24 protein-coding genes are annotated in these 22,720 nt (G+C 66.7%); 19 read left to right on the top strand and 5 right to left on the bottom strand.

Annotated elements, in window-relative coordinates:
• Positions 1–3: 3 nt before the first annotated feature.
• The 5 genes from ACETPF_RS05130 to ACETPF_RS05110 form a co-directional block, all read right to left on the bottom strand.
• A complete protein-coding gene (locus ACETPF_RS05130) occupies positions 4–435 on the bottom strand; it encodes a Saro_0803 family transcriptional regulator (RefSeq protein ID WP_373933234.1) in 432 nt (143 codons plus the stop codon).
• Positions 432–1,454: a Rieske 2Fe-2S domain-containing protein gene (locus ACETPF_RS05125; protein WP_373933233.1), complete on the bottom strand. Its 1,023-nt coding sequence runs from the start codon at positions 1,452–1,454 to the stop codon at positions 432–434. Before ACETPF_RS05125 ends, ACETPF_RS05130 begins: the two co-directional genes overlap by 4 nt.
• A gap of 88 nt (positions 1,455–1,542) precedes the next feature.
• A complete protein-coding gene (mdoH, locus tag ACETPF_RS05120) occupies positions 1,543–3,420 on the bottom strand; it encodes a glucans biosynthesis glucosyltransferase MdoH (protein WP_373933232.1) in 1,878 nt (625 codons plus the stop codon).
• 60 nt (positions 3,421–3,480) lie between these two features.
• The gene (locus ACETPF_RS05115; protein WP_373933231.1) at positions 3,481–4,968 is read right to left on the bottom strand and encodes an OpgD/OpgG family glucan biosynthesis protein; all 1,488 of its coding nucleotides are present in this window, start codon (positions 4,966–4,968) and stop codon (positions 3,481–3,483) included.
• A gap of 226 nt (positions 4,969–5,194) precedes the next feature.
• Positions 5,195–6,010 (bottom strand): flagellin N-terminal helical domain-containing protein, encoded by an 816-nt coding sequence (locus ACETPF_RS05110; RefSeq protein ID WP_373933229.1) that lies wholly within the window; start codon positions 6,008–6,010, stop codon positions 5,195–5,197.
• Between the two features lie 331 nt (positions 6,011–6,341).
• Here ACETPF_RS05110 and ACETPF_RS05105 point away from each other — a divergent pair, with 331 nt between their 5' ends.
• The 19 genes from ACETPF_RS05105 (at position 6,342) to ACETPF_RS05015 (ending at position 22,607) form a co-directional block, all read left to right on the top strand.
• The gene (locus ACETPF_RS05105; protein WP_373933228.1) at positions 6,342–7,610 is read left to right on the top strand and encodes a sigma-54 interaction domain-containing protein; all 1,269 of its coding nucleotides are present in this window, start codon (positions 6,342–6,344) and stop codon (positions 7,608–7,610) included.
• A 20-nt stretch (positions 7,611–7,630) separates the two neighbouring features.
• Positions 7,631–7,993, top strand: a complete 363-nt coding sequence (gene fliE / locus ACETPF_RS05100) for a flagellar hook-basal body complex protein FliE (RefSeq protein WP_373933516.1) — start codon at positions 7,631–7,633, stop codon at positions 7,991–7,993.
• A 3-nt stretch (positions 7,994–7,996) separates the two neighbouring features.
• Complete coding sequence (gene fliF / locus ACETPF_RS05095; RefSeq protein ID WP_373933227.1) at positions 7,997–9,760, top strand: flagellar basal-body MS-ring/collar protein FliF; 1,764 nt, start codon at positions 7,997–7,999, stop codon at positions 9,758–9,760.
• Complete coding sequence (gene fliG / locus ACETPF_RS05090) at positions 9,753–10,769, top strand: flagellar motor switch protein FliG (RefSeq protein ID WP_373933226.1); 1,017 nt, start codon at positions 9,753–9,755, stop codon at positions 10,767–10,769. The genes fliF and fliG overlap by 8 nt, the downstream gene beginning before the upstream one ends.
• Positions 10,762–11,397, top strand: coding sequence for a FliH/SctL family protein (locus tag ACETPF_RS05085; protein WP_373933225.1), 636 nt, complete (start codon positions 10,762–10,764; stop codon positions 11,395–11,397). Before fliG ends, ACETPF_RS05085 begins: the two co-directional genes overlap by 8 nt.
• Positions 11,394–12,722 (top strand): FliI/YscN family ATPase, encoded by a 1,329-nt coding sequence (locus ACETPF_RS05080; protein ID WP_373933224.1) that lies wholly within the window; start codon positions 11,394–11,396, stop codon positions 12,720–12,722. The genes ACETPF_RS05085 and ACETPF_RS05080 overlap by 4 nt, the downstream gene beginning before the upstream one ends.
• Positions 12,719–13,144, top strand: coding sequence for a hypothetical protein (locus ACETPF_RS05075; RefSeq protein WP_373933223.1), 426 nt, complete (start codon positions 12,719–12,721; stop codon positions 13,142–13,144). The genes ACETPF_RS05080 and ACETPF_RS05075 overlap by 4 nt, the downstream gene beginning before the upstream one ends.
• Complete coding sequence (locus ACETPF_RS05070) at positions 13,141–14,679, top strand: flagellar hook-length control protein FliK (RefSeq protein ID WP_373933222.1); 1,539 nt, start codon at positions 13,141–13,143, stop codon at positions 14,677–14,679. Before ACETPF_RS05075 ends, ACETPF_RS05070 begins: the two co-directional genes overlap by 4 nt.
• 25 nt (positions 14,680–14,704) lie before the next feature.
• Positions 14,705–15,367: a flagellar basal body-associated FliL family protein gene (locus tag ACETPF_RS05065; RefSeq protein ID WP_373933221.1), complete on the top strand. Its 663-nt coding sequence runs from the start codon at positions 14,705–14,707 to the stop codon at positions 15,365–15,367.
• A 112-nt stretch (positions 15,368–15,479) separates the two neighbouring features.
• Positions 15,480–16,364, top strand: a complete 885-nt coding sequence (locus ACETPF_RS05060; RefSeq protein WP_373933220.1) for a flagellar motor switch protein FliM — start codon at positions 15,480–15,482, stop codon at positions 16,362–16,364.
• Positions 16,361–16,693, top strand: coding sequence for a flagellar motor switch protein FliN (fliN, locus tag ACETPF_RS05055; protein WP_373933218.1), 333 nt, complete (start codon positions 16,361–16,363; stop codon positions 16,691–16,693). The genes ACETPF_RS05060 and fliN overlap by 4 nt, the downstream gene beginning before the upstream one ends.
• A gap of 78 nt (positions 16,694–16,771) precedes the next feature.
• Complete coding sequence (locus ACETPF_RS05050) at positions 16,772–17,035, top strand: FliO/MopB family protein (RefSeq protein ID WP_328280989.1); 264 nt, start codon at positions 16,772–16,774, stop codon at positions 17,033–17,035.
• A 70-nt stretch (positions 17,036–17,105) separates the two neighbouring features.
• The gene (fliP, locus tag ACETPF_RS05045) at positions 17,106–17,840 is read left to right on the top strand and encodes a flagellar type III secretion system pore protein FliP (RefSeq protein WP_373933217.1); all 735 of its coding nucleotides are present in this window, start codon (positions 17,106–17,108) and stop codon (positions 17,838–17,840) included.
• A 100-nt stretch (positions 17,841–17,940) separates the two neighbouring features.
• Complete coding sequence (gene fliQ / locus ACETPF_RS05040; protein ID WP_373933216.1) at positions 17,941–18,213, top strand: flagellar biosynthesis protein FliQ; 273 nt, start codon at positions 17,941–17,943, stop codon at positions 18,211–18,213.
• 10 nt (positions 18,214–18,223) lie between these two features.
• Positions 18,224–19,006, top strand: a complete 783-nt coding sequence (fliR, locus tag ACETPF_RS05035) for a flagellar biosynthetic protein FliR (RefSeq protein WP_373933215.1) — start codon at positions 18,224–18,226, stop codon at positions 19,004–19,006.
• Between the two features lies 1 nt (position 19,007).
• On the top strand, positions 19,008–20,144 hold the full coding sequence (gene flhB, locus ACETPF_RS05030) for a flagellar type III secretion system protein FlhB (RefSeq protein ID WP_373933214.1): 1,137 nt from the start codon (positions 19,008–19,010) through the stop codon (positions 20,142–20,144).
• 106 nt (positions 20,145–20,250) lie between these two features.
• Positions 20,251–20,721 carry a hypothetical protein gene (locus ACETPF_RS05025; RefSeq protein ID WP_373933212.1) on the top strand — a complete coding sequence of 157 codons (471 nt, stop codon included), beginning with the start codon at positions 20,251–20,253 and terminating at the stop codon, positions 20,719–20,721.
• A gap of 57 nt (positions 20,722–20,778) precedes the next feature.
• Positions 20,779–22,194 carry a flagellar filament capping protein FliD gene (gene fliD, locus ACETPF_RS05020; RefSeq protein WP_373933211.1) on the top strand — a complete coding sequence of 472 codons (1,416 nt, stop codon included), beginning with the start codon at positions 20,779–20,781 and terminating at the stop codon, positions 22,192–22,194.
• A gap of 17 nt (positions 22,195–22,211) precedes the next feature.
• Positions 22,212–22,607 (top strand): flagellar export chaperone FliS, encoded by a 396-nt coding sequence (locus ACETPF_RS05015; RefSeq protein ID WP_373933210.1) that lies wholly within the window; start codon positions 22,212–22,214, stop codon positions 22,605–22,607.
• Positions 22,608–22,720: the final 113 nt, after the last annotated feature.

The following is a 22,720-nucleotide window of genomic DNA, read 5'->3' as shown; positions in this document are numbered from 1 at the left end:
AGTCTAACGATAGATGCGCGCTAGCATTTCCTCAAGCATCGAAAGCTCGGCGGCGGTAAAGCGGCCCTTGAGCCAAGCCTCATGCGTTGCGACGGCCTGCTTCGCGTCCGCCAGCAGCGCCGCGCCCGCGTCGGTCAGGCGAAAGGCGATCCGCCGGCCGTCGGTCGTGGAGGGGCTGCGCGAGAGCAATCCGCGCTTTTCCAGGCCGTGAACCAGCGCCATTGTCGTGGCGCGGTCCATGTCCATGGCCTGCGCCAGATCGCGCTGGGCCAGGTCGGGATGGTCGCCGGTCAGCCAGAGAACCGACACCTGTTTCTGGGTCAGCCCGAGATCGGCGAAATGATCGGCGAAATGGCGCTGCACCGCGCTGTGGGCGCGGCGGAGGCGCAGCCCGAGATTATGGTCCAGGTCGCCGCGTCCGATCGGCCCGCTCAAACCGCCTCGGCGCGGATCAGCCGCGTGATGATCTGGCGCGCGCGGGTGCTGCCTTCGTCGATCGAATAGCCGCGCAGCTTCATGTCGGGATTGGCGCCAATGCTGCGCTGCTGGGCTTCGAGCACTTCGACATCCTCGTCGAACACATGGCCCTGCTGCGCCTTGAAGCGCGCGGTAAAGCCCTGATCGTCGATATCGAAATTGCGCGCCATGCCCCAGAAATAGTGGGTCGAGCTTTCGGTCTCCGGCGTCATGGCGTCGACCACGAAGCCGCGCACCCCCGAATCATGCCGCTCGATCGTGTCGCCCGCCTCGACAGGGGAGACGCCGACGTCGATCAGCACCGACGATGGCGGCAGGAAATGGCACACCTGCCAGCGATCGACGAGGCCGGTGGATCGAAGGGCGTCGCGCCAGAAGGGTGGCGGCTCGATACCTGGCATCCAGCGCCGCACAAGGACCTGTTCGCCCTCGACCACCGTTTCGATCGCGGCTTCGGTTATCTCGTGCTGGCCGATCGATCCCTGGTGCACCCAGGTTTCATGGGTCAGGTCCATGAGATTGTCTATCAGCAGCCGATAATCGCATTCGACGCGCTTATATCCGCCATCGAACGTCCATCCGGGTGTGCTGCACGGCCAGAAATCGGGAACCAGCGCGGGATCGGCCTTCTCCGCCTCGCCGATCCATATCCAGACGAACCGATGCTTCTCGACCACGGGATAGAGGGTGGCGCACAGGCCCTTGGGCACTTTTTCGGTCTTGATCGGCATTTCGGTGGCGCACCCGTCCGCGCCGACCAGCAGGCCATGATAGCGGCAGCGCACGGAGTCGCCTTCCTTGAATCCCATCGACAGCGGCAGCAGCCGGTGGGGGCATGCGTCGCGCATCGCAACGACGCTGCGGTCGAGCTTGCGATAGAGCATGAGGGGTTCGCCGCAAATCATGCGGGCGGTAGGCGTACGATCGACCTCCGCATCCCAGGCGGCGACATACCAACGATTGCGAATCCAGGTCATGGCTCATCCTCTCCCCTCCACATTGTATGTATTGCTTACAATTTGCAAGGGAGAGGATGAGAAGCCCGACATCCGGGGTCGAATAATCTTATTCGTCGTTCGCGGCGATGGCCGGGCGACGTTCGCCGGTCGGCCAGCGGAAGCGCAAGGGGCGGTAGCTCTGGGTCCGCCACCAGGGATCGGCGACCTGGAAGAGGCCGCGTTGCTCCGCCTTGCGGCCCAGATCCTTGCGGGCGGTGACGGCGGCGAGAAGGGGGGCGGCGAACAGGCCGATCACGACCGGCAGAGTCCAGCCGAGCGCGCCGGCCTCGATCGCGAGCAGACTCAAGCCGACACCCAACAATATATGCCATTTGAACAGCCAGATCGCGCTGCCGATCGCCATGCCGTCGCGGTCGCGGGTCTGGCCGTTCCAGCTCGCCTTCTTGCCCATGAGGATCGTGACGAGGTTGATCGTCTGGGTCAGCATCGCGACCGGGGCCATCAGGATCGACAGGAGAATGTCGGCCATCACGCCGCGCGTCATGCGCGCCGCGCCGCCAAAGCCGATGCGGCGCGCCGGGTCCGCCATCGCCCAGAGGATCGCCAGGATTTTGGGTCCGAACAGCAGCACCGCCGTCACCGCCAGCAGGCCGCCGGACGGCAGGATCGCGGCGGCGGGCCACAAGCCGCTGGCCGCGCCGCCCAGCACCACCAGGATCAGCGCCAGCCACATGGGGGACGTGCAATAGGCGCTCGCCCCCACCAGCAACTGGAAGCGGCTGACCGGATGCAGCCCCGCTATCCGCACCAGCAACGGGACATGCTGGATGTTGCCTTGGCACCAGCGGCGGTCGCGGGTGAAGAGGTCGGGCATGGAGGGCGGGAATTCCTCGAAACTGTCGTCGGCCGTGACCATATGCACGTCCCAGCCGCGCCGGCGCAGCAGCGCGGCCTCCAGCATGTCGTGGCTCAATATGTGACCGCCAAAGGGCGCGCGGCCGGGCAGTTCGGGCAGGCCGCAGCTTTCCGCGAAGGCGCGCACGCGCACAATCGCGTTGTGGCCCCAGAACATGCCTTCTGACCCCGCCCACCAGATCATGCCGGCGGCCGAGATCGGGCCGAACAGACGGCTGGCGAATTGCTGCCAGCGCGCGAACAGCGTCGCGGCGCCCATGACAGTGGGGACGGTCTGAATCAGGCCGACATGCGGATGCCGCGCCATGTCGGCGGCGAGCCGGGCCATGGTCTGACCGCTCATTACGCTGTCGGCGTCGAGCACGACCATATAGTCATAGCCGCCGCCGAAGCGCCGAACCCATTCGGCGATGTTGCCTGGCTTGCGCCCGATGTTGAGCGCGCGGCGACGATAATGGACGGGGCGCGAGAAGGAGCCGCGCATTTCCTGGTAGGCGCGCCGCTCGCTCTCGCCATTTTCGGCGTTGGAATCGGAGAGGATGAAGAATTCAAACCGCTCGCCGCCCATCACCTGCGATAGCGAACGCTCCATGATCGACAGGCGGCCGAGAACGCCCAGAAAATCCTCGTTGCAGACGGGGAGGAGGATGGCGGTGCGGCCGCGCAGCGGTTCCGATGCGTGGAGCGGGCGCGGGGCGACGCTCCGCCCGCCGCCGAGCGTCAGCAGGAGGAAGCCGATGGTCGCGGTGGCGAAGCCGAAGGCGATCCAGGCGAAGAGCGAAACGAAGAGGGCGAGATAGACGCCCTCCATCGCGCTGATGCCGTCGAGGCCGATCGAGCGACGCATCTCATGCGCGGCCATGGCGGCGGGCAGCATGGCGAGAGCGACGACCAGCAGCCGCCGCGCCCAGATGTCGATGTTGAGCGGCCGGGGAGCGATGAGCGGCGGGCGGGCGCGGAAATCCTGCTCCGGCATGGCGATCGGTGCTTCCGCCGGCACGGATTCGAAGGCGCGCGCCAATGGCTTATCTTCGGCGGCGGTTGCCGCGGGCCCGCTTCCATTTCCCATGAGCCTGTTCCGATCCGACTGATCCGCGTTCAGAACCGATCGTTGCGTTGTCGGTTCCCATCAAGCGCCGAGCGGGTAGTGCACATATTCACTGAACGCACGATTGCCGGCGCGCAGTTGGACCCGGATGTCGGCCGCTTTGCCGGCAGGGCGTTCGATGTCGAGGACGACGCGGAAGAGGCCGTCCCGGCCGAGGACCGGATAGCCGGCGCTTTTAACGATGCGCGCGTCGCCCGCGTCCACCCAAAGGTCCGGCTTCACGCGCGCTGGAAGGCCGGCAAAATCAACCACGAGCTTGTCCTGGCCGGGCTGGCTTCCCCGGCCGCGCCAGACATTTTCGACGATCGCCGTGCCGGTGCCGGCGGGTGCGCGGGCCGCGCTCCAGTCGAGCCGGTAGGCCGCGTCGACCCGCCGATCGGGCCGTACCGGCGCATCGGGCGTCCAGTAGGCCGCGACATTGTCGACATATTCGCTGTCGGTCGGAAAGGCGTAGATCCGCACCTGCCCCGTGCCCAGCGGCCGGGCCGGGGTCGTCCAGAGCGAAGGGCGGCGGTCGTAGAAGACGCCGTCATCCTGATAATGATCGAAATCGCGGTCGCGCTGGAGCAGCCCGAAGCCTTTGGGGCTGGTTTCCTGGAACGCGCTGAAATGCGGGGCTGACGGATTGATGATGGGCCGCGCATGGGCGGTGCCGTCCGCGCTGGCGATGGAGAGCAGATCGCTGTCGTGTATCTCGGGTCGCCAGTCGCTGCCCTGGGTCCGGTTCGCCTGATCGTACCAGAACATGCTGGTCATCGGCATCAGCCCCAGTTCCTCGATCGGGCGACGGGGGAAGAGGGCGGCGGTCACGTCCTGCCGCACGCCGTCCGGCCCGAGGCTGCTGGCGAAGCGATAGGCTCCGGTGATCGATGCGCCGTCGAGCAGGGCATAGACTGTGACGCTGGCGTCGCCCACGCGCTCCAGCCAGAAATGGGTGAAGCGGGGAAATTCCTCCCGTCCGGGCAGGCTGGTGTTGATGGCGATGGCGCGGGCGGAGAGGCCGAACTGCTTTCGCGGGCTGGGGGCGCGGAAATAGCTGGCGCCGAGGAAGGACAGCCAGTCGCCGTCGCGCGCCGCGTTCATGATGCGGAAGCCGGCAAAGCCCGCATCGGCTCCGAGCGCCGCGACCGCATTGCCGGCGGGCATGTCGAACATGGCGGGATCATAACGCAGCGGCGTGGCGCGGCCCTTCTCTACCGAGGCGATCGTCACCGGCTGGGCGGCGTTGACCGACAGGGGGAAGAAGCGGATGCCCGTCGCGCCGGGGCGGTCGCCCCAGAGCGTGCGCTCATCCCGGAAGCGGGCGGCGTGGAGCGCGTCATAATCGACCTTCGCCGCGCCGGGATGGGCAGGGGTTTCGCGAAAGGGCGCGCGGGACGATTGCTGGGCGAGCGCGACCAACCGTTCCCAGGAAAACGGCCCTTCGCCTGTTTGCGCGAACAGATGGTCGGGACGCAGCAGCGCGGCGGAGGCGGCGGCCAGCAGAGCGCGCCGGTTCATTTCGGTCATGGATTGCATCATGGACGGCGGAAACGGCCAAGCCAAGCCTTGTATCCATGCGATCTGTTCGCTTGCGGCGAGACGAAGAAGCCTCCGCCCGGGGGGACGGAGGCTTCAAACTCTGGTCGTTCGATCGAAGGTGTCGCCCCCGGCGCGGTGGGGACTGTTGATGCGCCGGGGGCCACTTGGACGGATGTCAGGTGACCAAAACCTCACCCGCCCAATTTCGTTGGGCTTAGCCGATCAGCTTCAGCACGCCCTGCTGGCTCTGGTTGGCCTGCGCCAGCATCGCCGTCGACGCCTGGCTCAGGATCTGCTGCTTGGCGAGGGCGGTGGTTTCCGACGAGAAGTCCGCGTCCTCGATGCGGCTGCGGGCATCGGTCAGGTTGGTGATGTTGTTGGTCAGGTTGTTGACCGTCGATTCGAGGCGGTTCTGCACCGCACCGAGGTTCGCACGGGTCGTCGCGATCGCCTTCAGCGCGTCGTCGAAGGTGGTGAGGTCGGCGGTCGTCGAAGCGGTTGCGTCGACGGCGAGAGCGGCGGTCACGTCGGCGTCGCCCAGCACGTCGTCCAGCGTGATCGTGACCACGTCCGAAGCATTGGCGCCTGCCTGGATGTCGACCGAGGCGGTCGAACCGTCGAACAGCTTGGTGCCGTTGAATTCGGTGTTGGTCAGCGTGTCGGTGATCTGGGTCGACAGCTGGTCCATTTCCGCCTGGATGTTCGCCTGAGCATCGGCATCGTTGGTGCCGTTCAGCGTCTGGACGGTCAGTTCACGCATACGCTGCAGCATGTTGCTGACTTCGCCGAGCGCGCCTTCCGCGGTCTGCGCCAGGCTGATGCCGTCGTTGGCGTTGCGGACGCCCTGGGTCATGCCGCGGATCTGCGCGGTCATGCTGGAGGCGATGGCGAGGCCGGCGGCGTCGTCCTTCGCGCTGTTGATGCGCTTGCCGGTGGAGAGGCGCTCCATCGCGGTCGACAGAGCCTTGCCGGCCATGGTGGAGGCGTTGGCCGCACGCAGCGCCGACGAGTTGGTTCCGATAACAGTCATGATCTTCCCTTTCCGTTCATCATCAGGTCGCTGCTATCAGTGTGCTTGCGGCCTCGAAGGGGATAACGGCGGGGCGTCGGCGGCTTTTAGCGGCGCCGCGATTTTTTTGCCGGATAGGGGGGGTGATTCGCGTGGGCGGGCAAACGCTTACGCGCGCGCGTAAGACTGAAGCCGGATATTTTGCCGTTTCCACCGGAAATAAATTGCCGCCGGCCGGCAAGCGGCAATGCGAATTAACCTTCTGATAACCACGGACAGGGTAAAAGTTAATTATCGAAGGGGCTTGGGGCGTACGGGGGTACAAGCCAGCCAAATATTGGGGTTGAAACTCATGTCATCGCTTGACGTGAGCCGTGGCGTCTGTGCGCTCGTTCCGGGCTTGCAGCACTGGCTCGAAAATGCGCTTTACGCAGTTCGGATTGTGGATGCCGCGAGCCCGCGCGGCAAGGACGACCGCCGCATATTGGTGGCGACCGAGATCGGTCATGCGACCCATCGCGACATCCTCATCACCATCGTTAATGGTGCCCCGTCGCTGCTGCCGGCCGCCAACGGCCTGCCGGCTCGAGTCGCGTTCGGCATGGGCGACATGGGTTTCGCCTTTGCGCTGATCGCTGAACTCGCGCGGCCGGCTTCGGTTCCGGCCGTGGGCGACAATGGCAGCGCGCGGCTGATGACGCTCGCCGGCCGGGTTGCACGCAGCGACGCGACCGTGCTGATCCAGGGCGACACCGGCACCGGCAAGGAAGGCATGGCGCGCTTCCTCCATGCCCGGTCGGGCCGCTCGACCCACGACTTCATCGCGGTCAATTGCGCCGCTCTGCCCGAAACCATGATGGAGGCGATGTTGTTCGGCCATCGCAAGGGCAGCTTCACGGGCGCTGCCAATGCGTCCGAAGGGCTGTTCCTGGCGGCCCATGGCGGCACATTGTTCCTGGACGAGATCGCCGAGCTGCCGCTGGCGCTCCAGGCCAAGCTGCTGCGCGCGTTGCAGGAGGGCGAAGTGCTGCCCGTCGGCGCGACCCACCCGGTTCCGGTCAACGTCCGCGTGATCGCGGCGTGCAACCGCAACCTTGCCGAGGAAGTCGCCGCCGGCCGTTTCCGCGAAGACCTCTACTGGCGCCTGAACGTCATGCCGCTGGAGCTGCGGCCGCTGGTCGAGCGCCGGGGCGACATCAGCGCCATCGCCGCCGCGATGCTGCTGCGCCTGTCGGACATGGGCAGGGCCGGCTTCGTCTGGCCGACCGCCGAGGCGGTCGACAAGCTCAGCGCCCATGGCTGGCCCGGCAACGCCCGCGAACTGGGCAATGTGCTCCAGCGCGCTCTGGTGCTGCGCGACGGCGACCGGATCGAGGCGGACGACCTGATGATCAGCGCCGCGCCCCAGGCTGTTCAACCGATCGTTGCGCCGGTGGCGCTGGTCACGCCTGCCGCGCCGATCCGGCTGCGCGATGTCGCGCGCCATTCCAAGCTGGAGGCGATCCGCATCGCGCTGCGCGAAACCGACGGCCACCGCGCCGCCGCCGCGCGCAAGCTCGGCATTTCCGAACGCACGCTGCGCTATCGGCTCGCCGAGATGCGCGAGCTGGCGGCGGCGTAAGGGAGGGCTGACCCATGGCGATCAACGGCCTGTCCCCGACCGACAGCGTGATGGCGATCCGCAACGCCATCCTGCAGAAGAATGCGACGCTGCGCGACATCAGCGAGTCCGGCAATGCCGGCGCGGCGGCGGGTGCGGGCGGCGCGCAGGAAAGCGCCCGACCCGGCGCCTTCACCGAAGCGCTCAACAGCGCGCTCAATCAGGTGAACGGCCTCCAGAACCAGGCGGGCGAAGCCGCCGCCGCGTTCGAGCGGGGTGAGACCACCGACATCGCCGCCGTCATGCTGGCCAAGCAACAGGCGTCGGTCAGCTTCGAGGCGACCCTTCAGGTCCGCAACAAACTTCTGTCCGCCTACAAGGACATCATGAGCATGCCGGTTTAATCGATGAGCGAGAACGCCCTCTCCACCGCCGTCGGCACTGCCGCCCCGGCCCTTCCCGCCGCCGCCGCGCCCTTTGGCGCGGGGGCCAAGGGGTTCGACGCCATCAAGGCGCGCTTCACCGGCCTGATCAGGCAGCCCGCCGTGGCGAAGAGCCTGCCGCTGATCGGCCTGCTCGGCACGGTCGCCGTGGCCGGTGCGGCGTGGCTCGCCCTGCGCGAACCGCCGCAGCGCGACCTGTTCCGCGCCTTGCCGGATGCCGACAAGTCGGCTGTCGCGCAGGTGCTGGATCAAAACGGCATCGCCTATGATTTCGACAATAGCGGCGCGATGACGGTCGGCGAAGGCGATTATTTCAAGGCGAAGATGATGCTCGCCGCGCAGGGGCTGCCCAAAAGCGCGCCCGACGGCAACAGCATGATCGATAGCCTGCCGATGGGTGCGAGTCGCGCGGTCGAGGGCGAGAAGCTGCGCTCCGCGCGCGAGACCGACCTCGCCCGCACGATCGAGGCGATCGACAGCGTCGAGAGCGCCAAGGTGCATCTGGCGGTCGAGCCGCCCAGCGTCTTTTTGCGCGACCGGGCCAAGCCCTCCGCGTCGGTGATGCTGCGCCTGGCGCAGGGCCGCAGCCTGACCGACGCGCAGGTGAGCGCGATCGTGCATCTGGTGGCGTCGTCCATCCCCGAACTCAATCCCGAGGATATTTCGGTGGTCGACCAGAATGGCCGGCTCATCAGCAACAATGACAGCAATGCCGCCGACGACCGCCAGCTCGCCATCCAGTCGCGGATGGAGGATCGCTATCGCCAGTCGGTGATCGCGCTGCTGACCCCGATACTGGGGGAGGGCAAGTTTTCCGCCGAGGTTCATGCCGAACTCAACTTCGCCGAACGTCAGGCCACGCGCGAAACCTATCCTCAAGATGAGGCGCGGCTGCGCACAGAGCAGGGCACATGGGCGTCCGATCCGCGTGGGCAGGGCGCGGGCGAAGCGTCCGGCATTCCGGGCGCGCTCAGCAACCAGGCGCCGGTCAACCCGACCGTCACCCAGACCAACCCCAACGGCCAGGCCGTCGTGCAGGGGCAGACAGCGGCCAATGGCGCGCAGACGCCGGGCACGCCGCCCAACCCCCTGATGAAGACCGAAGAAACGTTCAACCGCAGCTTTGAGCTTGGCCGCGAAGTCTCCGTCACCAAGGACGCCATCGGCACGGTCAAGCGGCTGTCGGTCGCGGTCGCGCTCGACAATGGCGCGGACGGCAAGCCGCGTTCGGCGCAGGAGATCGCCGCGCTCGAAGCATTGGTGAAGGGCGCGGTCGGCTTCGATCAGGCGCGCGGCGATGTGGTCGCCTTGTCCTCCCGCAGCTTCGTGAAGGCAGAGACGCCGGTCGTTCCCTGGTATGAGGCCGACTGGATCGCGCCCTTGGCGCGCAATGTGTCGGCGCTGCTTGTCGCGCTGCTGGTGATCTTCGGCATCGGCCGCCCGCTGCTCAAGCGCCGCGCCGCCGCACAGGAGGCCGCCGCGACCGAACGGGCGGAGCAGGGCCAGGCGATCGGCCGGGAAATCTCGTCGGAAATCCGCAAGCAGACCGTCCCGTCGACGCAGGAGAATGGCGAGCAGACCATCACGCTCGACATGATCTCTTCGACCTACGACTATGCCCAGCGGGCCGAGCTGATCCGCAATTTCGTCAAGCAAGACCCGGATCGCGCCGCTCTGGTCGTCCGCGACCTGCTGAAGGAAGCGAAGAAGGAAAAGGAAAATGCCTGAGATCGTCCCCGGTCGTCCCGAGGCGCTCAAGGGCAGCGCCGCCGCCGCCGTCCTGCTGATGCTGTTCAACGAGGATGAAGCCGCGCAGATCCTGTCCCGCCTGGAACCCGACGAGGTGCGGCAGTTGGGCTACGCCATGTACGACGTGCAGGATGTCGAGCCGGAAGAAGTGAACGAAGCGCTCGACCATTTCGTCAACAAGGCGAAGAAGCGCACCACCATCGGCTATGGCGCCACCCGCCATATCCGTGGCGCGATGACCAAGGCGCTGGGCGAGGAGCGGGCCGAGACCATCCTGGCGCGCATCACCCCGCCGACCCGCTCTACCCAGCTCGAAATGCTGAAATGGATGGACGCAAAGGAGATCGCCGCCCTCATCGAGGCGGAGCATCCCCAGATTATGGCGATCGTGCTGGCCCATCTGGAAGCGCCGGTCGCGGCCGACGTGCTGCAACTGCTGCCGGTCGATTATCAGGAGGAGATCGTTTACCGCATCGCGACGCTCGGGCCGGTCTCCAACGAGGCGCTGGAGGATCTGGAGACGCTGCTGCTGCGCGGCCCGGTGGGCAAGCAGGGCGCGGCGTCGCAGCGCGGCGGCACGGTCGAGGCGGCCGCGATCATGAACAATGTCCGCAAGGACAATGAGCAGAGGATCATGAAGGCCGTCGCCAAGCGGGACAAGATGATCGCCCAGACGATCGAGGAGGAGATGTTCGTCTTCGACAATCTGATCGACATGGACGACAAGAATCTGGGCACGCTGATGCGCACGATCGACAGCAGCGTGCTGGTCGTGGCGCTCAAGGGCGCGAACGATATGCTCAAGGCCAAGATTTTCAGCTGCATGTCGGCCCGCGCGGCGCAGGCGATCGCGGACGAGATCGAGGAACGCGGCCCCATCCGCCTGGCCGAGGTGATCGACGCGCAGAAGCTGATCATCGCGACCGCGCGCCGCATGGCGGACGCCGGCACCATCATGCTGGGCGGCAAGGGCAATGACTATGTCTAGGGTTTGGGGCGCTGAAGCGGTGCAGGATGTCGCGCCGGTGGCGGTCGCCGGTTTCCGACCGGCGGAGGGGGGCTTTCGCAGCCTCTATACTGCGCCGGCCGGGCAGCAGACCGCTGCGTTGCGTGGTGAACTGACGCCCGTAGAGCCGGTCGATGTGCTGGAAGAGGCGCGGATCGAAGCCTTCACCATGGGCTTTGACGAAGGCTGCCGTGTCACGGCGCAGGCCCAGGCGGAGGAGGGGGAGGCGCAGGCGCGCCTTGCCGAAGCGCTGGAGCTGCTGGCCCCCGCGCCGAGCGGGATGCTGTCCACCATGCTGTCCGCCACCGTCGTCCGGCTGGTCGAGCAGATCGTCGGCGAGGTCGAGATCGACATGGAGCGGCTGGTGCAGCGCTGCGACACCGTAGCCGCCTTTATCGAGAGCAACCAGGATCGCAGCGCGCTGCATCTGCATCCCGACGACGTCGAACTGCTGAAGAACGAGGCGATCGGTGTGCCGATGGTGGCGGACAAGGCGATGCAGCGCGGTTGCGTGCGCCTCGAAACGGCCGACGGATGGGTCGAGGATGGGCCGGACGTGCGGCTGTCACGGCTGCGCGCCTTGCTGGACGACATGGAAGGCAAGGCATGATTCAGGCGGCGCTGCGTCAGGCGGAAACGCTGTTCGACCATTTGCAGGTGCAGAACAGGGCGCCGCGCCATGTCGGACGCCTCGTCAGCCATGATGCGGGGATGCTGGAAGTCACCGGCTTTCGCCGTCCGATCGGATCGGGCGCGCGGGTGCTGGCGAGCGACGGGTCGGTTTGCCGGGCCGAGGTGGTGGGCTTTCGCGGCGATCGCACGCTGCTGGTGCCGCTCGACGCCGACGCGCCGCTGGAAAGCGGCATTAGGGTCGAGCCGGACAGCCAAGCGAACATGGTGCAGGTCGGCGATGGCCTCATCGGCCGGGTCATAGACGCGATGGGCCAGCCGCTCGACCGCAAGGGGCCGATCATCGCCGGGGGAAGCTGGCCGCTCAATGGGGTCAAGGGCAATGTGCTCGATCGGGGCCGGGTGACCGAGCCGTTCGATCTGGGCGTCCGTGCCGTCAACGCGCTGCTGACCGCAGGGCGCGGCCAGCGCATCGCCATCATCGCGGGGTCGGGCGTCGGCAAGTCGGTGTTGATGGGCCAGATGATCGCCGGGGCCGAAGCCGATGTGGTCGTCGTCGGCCTGATCGGCGAGCGCGGCCGCGAGGTCAGCGATTTCCTTGAAACCAAGCTCAAGCACACGATGGGCAAGAGCGTCGTGGTCGCCGTGCCGGCCGATCATCCGCCGGTGCTGCGCCTGCGCGCCGCCGCGCGCGCGACCGCCATCGCCGAATATTTCCGCGCGCGGGGCAAGAAGGTGCTGCTCCTCATCGACAGCCTGACCCGCTGCGCCCATGCCCAGCGCGAGATCGGTCTGGCGTTGGGCGAGCCGCCCGCGATGAAGGGCTATCCGCCCTCCGCGCTGGCGCTGATCCCGCGTTTGGTCGAACGGGCCGGCGTGGACACGCGCAGCGGCGGATCGATCACCGCGCTCTACACCGTGCTGGCCGACGGCGACGACACCGACGATCCGATCGTGGACGCCGCGCGCGCGATCGTGGACGGGCATTTCGTGCTGTCCCGGTCGCTGTCCGAACAGGCGATCTTCCCGGCGATCGACATCGGCAAGTCCCTGTCGCGCGTCATGGCCGATGTGGTGGGCGACGATCATCGGCAGGCGGCGGCGGGCTATCGCAGGCTCTGGGCCGCCTACGAGGAAAATCGCGACCTCATCCTGATGGGCGCTTATCGGCCCGGCAACGATCCCGTCATCGACGAGGCGGTGCGGCGTCGGCAGGAAGTGCTCGATTTCATCCGGCAGGACCAGAAAAGCCGCATCGACCTTGACACCAGCGCCAACGCGCTGATCGCCGGCTTTGCCGAATGAAGGGGCTGGTTTCCCGCCGGCATCGGGTGCTGCGCGTGCGCCATGTGCAGCACGCGATGGCGGTCGCCGACACGGCGCGCGCGCGCGACGAGGCGAACGGCATCGCTCATAATATCGAGCGGCTTCGGGCGGTGCGCGCCGAACTGTTCGCCACGCAGGGGGCGGCGACCGGCGCGTCCTTTGCGGCGATGCAGGAGCTGGCGACCCGGCTGGAGCAGGCGGGGCGGCAACTCGACGGCGCGCTCTATGATGCGAACAAGCGGGTGGAGGCGCAGGAGGGGCTGACGCTGGCCGCCAACCGCGAGAAGGAAATCGCCGTACGCCTCAAGGACCGCGCCCGGGCGGCGCTGGAGGAATGGCGCGAGAACAAGCTGGCCGCGCTGCCGCGCTATCGGCGGATGCAGCGGGGCGGAGAGGCATGAGCATGACGGTGCTGACGGGCTTGAAGGCGATGCTGGGGCTGCCGCGCGGCGGCGCTACACCGGCCGAGCGCAACGCCGGCGCGGGGCCGGCCTTTTCGGCGCTCATGGCGACGGCGCAGGGTGCGGCGGCACCCAAAGCGGCGGACGAACCGACGTCCGTGGCCGGGGGGACAGTCGCTGCGCTGCCGAGCGGGGAGGCGGTGCAGCCCGTGGCGCCGGAAGGACAGTCGGTGCAGTCGGCTGCACCATCAGCGCCGGCAGCTTCGAGTGAAGCGGCGTTGTCCGTGCTCGCGCAGGATGCGCCTCGGCCTCAAAGGGCTGTTGCGAGAGCAGAGGGCGCAGTGGCTGCGGTTCCGACCGACGAACGACCGGCGCCGGCTGACCCAAGCCCGGCGCAGGCGTTGGACGAAGGAGGGGATGCCGCCCCTGTGCATACAGGGGCGAAGGTTCATAAGCCCACCCACCCTGCAAAGATCCGGCGGGAGCCGGGCCCTTCCGCCAGCGACGCTCCGCCTGCCGAGATCGAGGCGGATCGGAAATCCGAGGCGCAAGCCGATGGGGCCGAAGCGCTGGACGAGGACCGGACCCAGGCGCCGCAATCGTCCAATGCCCCGACCACGGTGGTGCCGGTTTCGCCGTTCCTGATCACGTCGCCATCGTCGCAGCCCGATGCGGCGTCAGGCGAGGGCGCTCCATCCGAACCCGCCGCAGTAGCGGCACAGGGACACGCCAGCGATACGGGGCCTTCGCTCGCATCGCCGGCAGCCGCGGACACAGCCAGGATCGACGCAAAGCCGCTGCCTCCGGCGGAGGCCGCCGCGTTGCTGCAAATGGTGCGCGATCATGTCAAAACTGGCGGGACCGATGCGGTCGAACATGACCCGTTGGCGTCGGTGCAGGGCGGCGAGAGCCTGCCAGTCGCCGCGACACCGGCTGCTATAGTCCCGTCGATCCCGCAGGTTGCGCAGTCCGTTCCCGCGCCGATGGCGACCGTCGATCTGTCCGCCAGCCTTGGCGCGCAGGTGGTGGATATCGGCGTTTCGGGACAGTGGATCGACGGACTGGCGCGCGAGATTGCGGGCCTGTCGGCGCATGGCGCGCGGGGGCGGTTCCAGATCGATGCCGCGCAGCTCGGCCCCATCCAGGTCGACATCCGCCAGAGCGCGGACGGGGCGGCGGTCAGCCTGACGGTCGCGAGCGATCTTGCCGAACAGGCGTTGCGGCAGGACAGCGACCGACTGAAGCTCGATGCAGGGCTGTCGGCGGTGCGGATCAGCGAGGTGCGGGTCGAACGCGCGCCGGCGGCCGAAAGTGCGCGCAACGATGGCGCGGGGCCGCAGTCCAGCCCTCAAGGGCAGGGTCAGTCCTCCGGCCAAGCCCAAGCTCAGGCACAAGCCCAATCCCATCCGCACGGGCGCGGGCGCGCGCGGGAAAATATCGTCCTTCCCCATAAAGGGGGCGGCGATGCTGCCGTTCTTAACCATGAACAGGGTGGCGCAACCGCTACGGACCTGCCGCGCGCGCGCTATGCGTGATCGCTAATTCCGGGGGACAAGACCGATGAGCGACGAGCCGAAGGGCAAGAAGAAAAAAGGCGGGGGCATGAAGATGATCCTGCTGCTGGTCGTCGGCATCGTCGTCGGCGGCGCGGGGGCTGCCGGCGGGCTTTATGCCGCCGGTTTCTTCAGCGCCAAGGAGGAAGGCCCCAAGGAAGATCCGAACAAGCCTGTGCTGGTGCTTGCCGGGGAAGACTCGCAGGCGATCGCGACCGCCCACGGCTGGGCCGGCGAAGGCGGCGGCGAGGGTGGTGGTGGCGGTCATGAGGGCGGCGGCAGCGCCCATGCGCTCGCGGGCCATGCGCCGGGCCACGGCATCGATCTGCCCGCGCCGGCCAATCCGGCGGCTTACCAGGCGACCTACTTCCAGCTTCAGGCGCCTTTTACGTCCAACATGTCGGACACCGACGCCTTCGCCCAGATCAGCATCGCGGTATCGACCTATTATGATTATCGCGTGATCGCCGCGATCAAGCAGCATGAAACGCCGATCCGCAGCCAGGTGCTTCTGATGCTGGCGCAGCAGCCCCAGCAGGTGCTCGACACGCCACAGGGCAAGCAGGGGTTGCAGAAGAAGATCAAGGATATCGTCAACGACGTGCTGAAGCAGAAGACCGGCTATGGCGGCGTGGACAATGTCTATTTCACCAATTTCGTGATCCAGTGACGGGGCCGCCCGGCGCGGGCGGTTTAACCGGAATTTTACCATTTTCGTTATTTATGGCCCTGTCTGGAAAGGATCGGGACGTCCCCTGATCCGATCGGGGCAGGGGACTGAAATGACCGAGGTACAGACCTACGCCTTCGGGTGCGGGGAAGCGCAGGCGCCGATCATGCTGTCGGGACTGGACCGGCTGGCCGAAAAGCTCGGCCGGCGCATCCGTGCCCTGATCGAGCCGGTCGCGGGCGTGCGCCCGCATGTCGCCGCGCAGGACACGCGCGTGCTGGAATTCGGCCAATGGTCGGCCGAAGTGCCGGCCTTTTGCAGCCTGTCCATCTACCGCATGATGCCGCTGAAGGGACAGATGCTGCTGCGGATGGACGCCGGCATGATATCGACGCTGGTCGATTGCTTCTATGGCGGGATCGGCAACCGGCCGCTGCCCGCGCGCACCGAGTTCACGCCTACCGAGGACCGGCTGATCGCGCGCCTTGCCGACACGATCGCGGCCAAGCTGGTTGATACCTGGACCGACATATTGCCGCTGGAGCATGGCCTGATCCTGCGCGAGACGGGGGTGGGCTATGCCGCCGCCGGGCAGCCGGCGGACCAGATGGTCTTGCAGCGCTTCACCGTATCGCTGACGCGCGAGCAGGAATGGCCGATCGACGTGCTGTTCCCGCTGGCGGCGCTGCGCGCCGTCGAGGCGCTGACCGGGACCAGCATCCCCACGGACGACGAACATCGCGATCCCATCTGGCAGCAGCGGATCGCGCGGCGGATGCGCGACATCCGCCTGCCCGCGCGCACCGTGCTCGCGCGCCCCAATCTCTCGATCGCCGACCTGATGGAATTGAAGGTGGGCGACGTCATCCCCGTCACCATCGGCCGGTCTCTGCCCCTGATCGTGGGCAACCGCATCGTCGCCCATGGCACGATCGGCGAACAGGACGGACGCGCCGCCTTCCAGATTGAAAAGCTTGCACAGGAACCCGACCAATGAGCGACATGAGCGAAGCCCCACGCATCGAGCGGGCCGAAGACCCGGTCAGCCGGATGACCAGCAATCGCCAGTTCAAGCTGCTGGCCGACATCCCGGTCCGCATGTCGGTGGAGGTCGGCTCGACCTCGCTGCGCCTAGCCGAAGTGATGGACCTGGCCGAAGGCAGCATCGTGGAACTGGACCGGCAGGCGGACGACCTGCTCGACATCATGGTCAACGGCGCGCTGATCGCCAAGGGGGAGGTGGTGACGGTCAACGGCCGCTATGGCATCCGTATCGTCGATATCGCCGCGACCGAGAACCGGCTGGCGGGGATCGAGCGCCGCTGATTTTGCGCTTGCCTTTGCCCGTGAAACTGCGGATCGCAGGGGTTTGAAGTTAACCATAGTCGCGGGCGGGATTTCCCCATGGTCTGGTATTTCGTCAAACTGCTGATCCTGCTGCCGCTGGTGGGCGGCATGGCGTTCGGCGCGCTGTGGCTGTGGCGCAAGTACCAGCCCGGCATGATGGCCGGGCAGGGTGACCGGTCGCTGAAACTGCTGGAGGCGCTGCCGATGGGGGCGTTCGGCAAGCTGGCCGTCGTGGAATTCGAGGGGAAGAAGATATTGGTCGCGGTCACGCGCGGCCGGATCGAGAAGATCGCAGAAGGCGACAATGCCCGCCTGCGCTGACGTGCCGTCCCAGCGCAAGAGCGGGAGATGGATTCCCGCCTTCGCGGGAATGACTGTGCTTTTTCTTTTGATGATGGCAGTTCCCGCCTTCGCGCAGGCCGTTCCCGCTGCCCCGCCGGTCGACAATGGCGGCGCGCTGAGCCGGGCGCTGGGTCAAGTGTCGGGCGACGGGCGTTCGCTGTCGCTCTCTCTGCAAATCCTGATCCTCATGAGCCTGCTGACGGTGCTGCCGTCGCTGATCCTCATGATGACCAGCTTCACCCGCATCATCATCGTATTGTCGTTATTGAGACAGGCGCTGGGCCTGCAACAGACGCCGCCAAACCAAGTGCTGGTCGGGCTCGCGCTGTTCCTCTCGCTGTTCGTGATGCGCCCGGCGATCGACACGATCAACGCGCAGGCCTTCGACCCCTATGGCAAAGGTCAGATCAGCATCGAGGAAGCGGTCGGCCGGTCGGGCAAGGTGCTGCACGGTTTCATGACGAAGCAGACGCGCGAGAGCGATTTGAAGCTCTTCGCCAATCTGGCGGAGGCGCCCGCTTTCCGCACGCCCGCCGACATACCCTTTTCGATCCTGCTGCCGGCCTTCGTCACCAGCGAACTCAAGACCGCGTTCCAGATCGGCTTCATGATCTTCCTGCCGTTCCTCATCATCGACCTTGTCGTCGCGTCGACGTTGATGGCACTGGGTATGATGATGTTGTCGCCGACGATTATCTCCATGCCGTTCAAGCTGCTGCTGTTCGTGCTGGTCGACGGATGGGCGCTGACCATGGGGAGTTTGGCGGGGTCGTTCGCGACATGAGCGGACCTGTGCCCCTTCATCCGTTCAGTTTGAGCCTGTCGAGAACCGTCGCGCGCGGGTTCTCGACAGGCTCGAACCCAACGGATTGAGGTCGGGAGCTGTGGAAAACGCCGATTTCTTCATGGGCCTCGCCCAGCAGGCGCTGTGGATCACGGCGCTCGCCGCCGCGCCCATCCTGATCCCGGCGCTGATCGCGGGCCTCGTCATCGGCATGGTTCAGGCGGCGACATCGATCAACGAACAGACGTTGAGCTTCATCCCCAAGCTGCTGGTGGTGGGCACGATGCTGGTGATCTTCGGCGGGTCGATCATGGTGCTGATCGCCGATTTTACGCGCGAGATTTTCGAGCGCATCCCGGACCTTTTGCAATGAAGGGGCGGCAATGATCGCGCCGGGCTTTCAGGGCGTGGAGACGCAGCTTTGGGTCTGGCTGATCGCAATGATCCGGCCCGGAGCGGCGTTCATCGCGGCGCCGGTGTTCGGCGCGCCGGCGGTGCCGCTGCAATTGCGGTTGATCCTGGCGCTGGCGCTCGGCCTTGCCGCATTGAACAGCGTGACGATCGCGTTGCCGCAGGACGGCGTCGCCAGTTTCGAAGGCGTGATGCTGGTCGCGGGCGAAGTGCTCGCCGGCCTCGCCATGGGGTTCGCGGTACAGATCGGCTATGCCGCCGCCTTCGTCGCGGGGGAAACGATCGGCAACGCCATGGGCCTCAATTTCGCGGCGATGGTCGATCCGTCGTCGGGGCAGGGCACGCAGGCGGTCGGGCAGTTCCTCTCGATCCTCGCCACCTTCCTGCTGCTCGGCATGGACGGGCACCTGTTGCTCGCGAGCTTCGTGGTGCAAAGCTATGTGGCGATACCGCCCGGCGGCGCGCTGCTGTCGAACGATGCGGTGTGGCACATCATCGAATTTGGCGGATCGCTGCTGGGCATGGGGGTGACGGTGGCGCTGCCGGTCGCCTTCGCGCTGGTGCTGGTGCAGATCGTGATGGGGATGCTGGCGCGCGCCGCGCCGTCGCTCAACCTATTTGCGGTGGGCATGCCGATGGCGATGATGGCGGGGCTGGTGCTGCTCGCCATCGCCGCGCCGATCATGGCGGAGGGGATGACCGCCGCGCTGAAGGCTGGTCTCGAACAGGCCCGCTCGCTCTCGGAGGGCCGCTGAGATGGCGGGCGGGAACGAGGGCGGCGAAAAGACCGAAAAGCCGACACAGAAGAAGTTGCAGGACGCCGCCAAGAAGGGCGACATCCTCCAGTCGCGCGAACTGGGCACGGCGATGGTGGTGATGGCCGGCATCGGCTGCATGGCGGTGATCGGCCCTTCGCTGATCGAGGCGCTGTCGGACATGCTGGCGGACGGGCTGCGCTTCCGGCGGGAAGATGTGGTGGATTTCTCCCCCGCGCAAAGAGGGCTGGACCTGCTGGCGGGCATCGCCCTGCCGGTCGCGGGCGTGATGCTGGCGACCTTCATCGCCGCCATCGCCGCGCCGGCTTTGCTGGGGTCGCTGGGCTTCCGCCCCGGCGCCTTCGCACCCAAGCCCGAGAAGATGAACCCGATGGCGGGCATCAAGCGCATGTTCGGGATGCAGGGCCTCATCGAACTGGTGAAGTCGATCGCCAAGGTCGGGCTGCTCGGCAGCATCGGCGTGTGGCTGATCTGGGACCGGCTGACCGACATTTTCGGCTTGGGCAAGGCGGGCATCGGCCCGGCCATGGCGGAACTGGGCAACCTGTTCATCCTGACCTGTCTGCTGATGGCGGGCGGGCTGTTCCTGATCGCGGGGATCGACGTGCCCGCGCAGCTGATGCAGCGCGCCAAGCGCCTCGGCATGACCAAGCAGGAAGTGAAGGACGAGCATAAGGAAAGCGAAGGGTCGCCGGAGCTGAAAGGGTATATCCGCCGCCGCCAGTTCGAGGTGCTGAGCGGATCGACCCGCAAGGCGGTGGCCGAAGCCAGCGTCATTATCACCAACCCGACCCATTTCGCGGTGGCGCTGCGCTACAAGCCGGGGCAGGACGCCGCCCCCGTGGTGGTCGCGCGCGGATGCGACGCGATCGCGGCGGCGATCCGCGAGCTGGCGGACACGAACGGGGTCACGGTGCTGCAATATCCTGACCTCGCCCGCGCCATCTACTTCACCAGCCGCGCCGGGCAGATAGTCAACGAAGGGCTCTACATGGCGGTGGCGACGGTGCTGGCCTTCGTCTTCAGGGTCGAGAACCGGATGGCGAGCGAACTCGACCGGCCGTTCATCACCGTGCCCGACGATATGCGATTCGATGCGGACGGGCGCAAAGTCTAGCTTTTGAGCCGGTTGAGGCATCGCTGAAATTTTTTTGAAGAAAAGATTAAAGTCGGGGCGCGCCGGTCCGTTCTCTGTCCTTGGGGACGCAGGATGGTGGTGCGTCATGAACGACTATGTTTCGCGTGTCGAATTGACGCCGGTCGACCGGACGGTCGTCCGCGCGCCATCCTCTGCGGCCGCGGTTCAGCCGGTGGCCGCCAGCCGAGCCAATGACGCGCTGACTCGCGACGGGCGCGGGAGCGCGCCGCCGCCCGAGCAGCCCGACGCTGCCCAGGAACTCGCCAGTGTCGCCGAATATGTCGAGGTTCATGCCCGCATTTCCGAGATATTGGCGGACCTCAATGCCGGCCGCGCCGATGTGCGGGGGGCAACCGATGCGGTCGACGCCCTGATCCCCCGCCCGATCGTGATCGTGCCGCTGCCGCCCGCCAGCAAGGAAGCGGTCGAACATGCCGCCGCTATCGCCAAGCGGATCGTCGAGCGCGCCGCCTACGCCCATGCGGCGCAGGCGCATGTGGCGCGCGGCACGGTGGAGCAGATCGCGGCATCAGGCGGCGGCGCGGCTTTAGGGTAAAATCATTCCTAAAGGTCTTGGCGTTAGGGCCGTTCTACCCTCTTGAAAGGACGGTCCATGACTTCGGTAGGCAGCAGCATCCTGACATCGCTGGGCGCGGGATCGGGCATCGACACCGCCTCGCTCGTCGCGAGCCTGGTGAAGGCGACGCGCGAGCCCAAGGAAGGCGCGATCACGAGCCGCCAATCGCTCAACAGCGCGCGCATTTCCGCGCTGGCCTCGGCCATCGGCTCGCTCGACACGTTCGCCGACGCGCTGACATCGGTGCTGTCCGACGCCGCCTATACCGGCACCCCCAACAGCAACGACGCCAGCATCGCCAGCGTCAGCCTGCTGAGCGGCGGCTCGCCCCAGGGCCTGCCCGCACAGCTCACCGTCGAGCAGCTCGCGACCAGCCGGGTGCTCAACAGTTCCGCCACCGCAGGCGCGACCGGCAGCACCGCGGTCGGCACCGGCAGCATCACCATCACCACCGCATCGGGCCAGACCAAGACGATCACGATCGATTCGACCAACAACAGCTATGCCGGCCTTGCCGCCGCGGTGAATGCGTCGGGCACTGGCGTGACCGCGCGGGTCGTGACGGACGCGAGCGGCACCCGCCTGGTCTTCAAGGGCGAAACCGGCGCGGACAATGATTTTTCCTTGAGCGTATCGGGCGCGGCCAGCGGCAGCGTGCTGGAAGGGCTTGCCTGGAACGGCACCAATAGCGCGACGATCAGCAGCACGTCGGCGCCGCAGAACGCCAAGATCACGCTCGACGGCGTGGAATATGAATATGCCAGCAACAGCGTCGACGGCGCGATCCCGTACCTGCGGATCGACCTCAACAAGGCGTCGCCGGGCACCACCGTCACCCTGTCGATGAGCCAGCCGACCGCCGGGCTTTCCGACCTGCTCAAGGAATTTGTCGACGCCTACAACACGCTGATGAAGGCGCTCAACACCGCGACGGCGACGGGCACCGACCAATCGAACTCCGGCGTGCTGAACGGCGTGTCGGGCGTGCGGGACATGAAGAAGCAGCTGGCGGCGCTGACCTCCACGCCTCTCGCCTCGACCGGCACATACCGGACGCTGGCCGACATCGGCGTCACCACCAATCGCGACGGGACGCTGAGCCTCGACACGGCGATGCTGGCGCGGGCAATGGAAAGCGATCCGGCAGGCGTGACCAACATGGTCAATCCGCAGGCGTCGACCGCAGCGAATCCGGGTCTTGCGAGCCTCATGGATCGGGTACGCGACAATATCGAGAAGGACGACGGGCCGCTCAAGCTGGCGCAGGAGCGTTATGGCGAACTGGCCGACGACTTTGCGAAGCAGCTCGAAAAGCTGGACGACCAGATGACCGACTATGAGGCGAGCCTCACCAAAATCTATGCGTCGATGGAAACGCGCCTCAGCGCGCTCAAGGCGACGCAGAGCTACCTCGATCAGCAGATCAAGGTGTGGACCAACAGCAAAGACTAATCCGGGGACGAAGAGCGATGTTCTACAATCAGGGCTATGCAGGCGGGACGGCGGCGCGGCGCTATGCGGCGGTGCATAGCGGCAGCCGCACTGAAGGCGCGACGCCCCATGGCCTCGTCAAGATCCTGTTCGACGAGCTGATCCTGGCGCTGGAAGCCGCCGCGCTCGCCGAGCGCAACGGCGACCGCATGAAGGTGTCGGACAAGCAGGCGCGCGCCATGTCGATCCTGTTCGCGCTCGAATCGAGCCTGGACCATGACAAGGGCGGCGACATCGCCATGGGCCTCGCCCAAATCTACCGCGAGGCGCGTCGCCTGCTGATGCAGGGGGCCAAGGAACGTTCCGCCGCGCCGATCGATCAGGCGCGCGCGATGATCGCGGAAATCGCCGACGCCTGGAACCAGATCGGGTAAGTCGACCCGCCGTCCGCCGGCCCGATGCAGCGGGGTTGCGCGCCCTTCTGGCCATCGGTATAGGCGGCGTTCGCAACAGGCGGCCCGGCGGGGGCCGCCTTTTTGCGTTTCGG

The organism is Sphingobium agrisoli (genome assembly GCF_041877245.1).
GTDB lineage: Bacteria > Pseudomonadota > Alphaproteobacteria > Sphingomonadales > Sphingomonadaceae > Sphingobium.
Note: the sequence above shows the minus strand (reverse complement) of the source record. Positions and strands in the feature narration are given on the sequence as shown.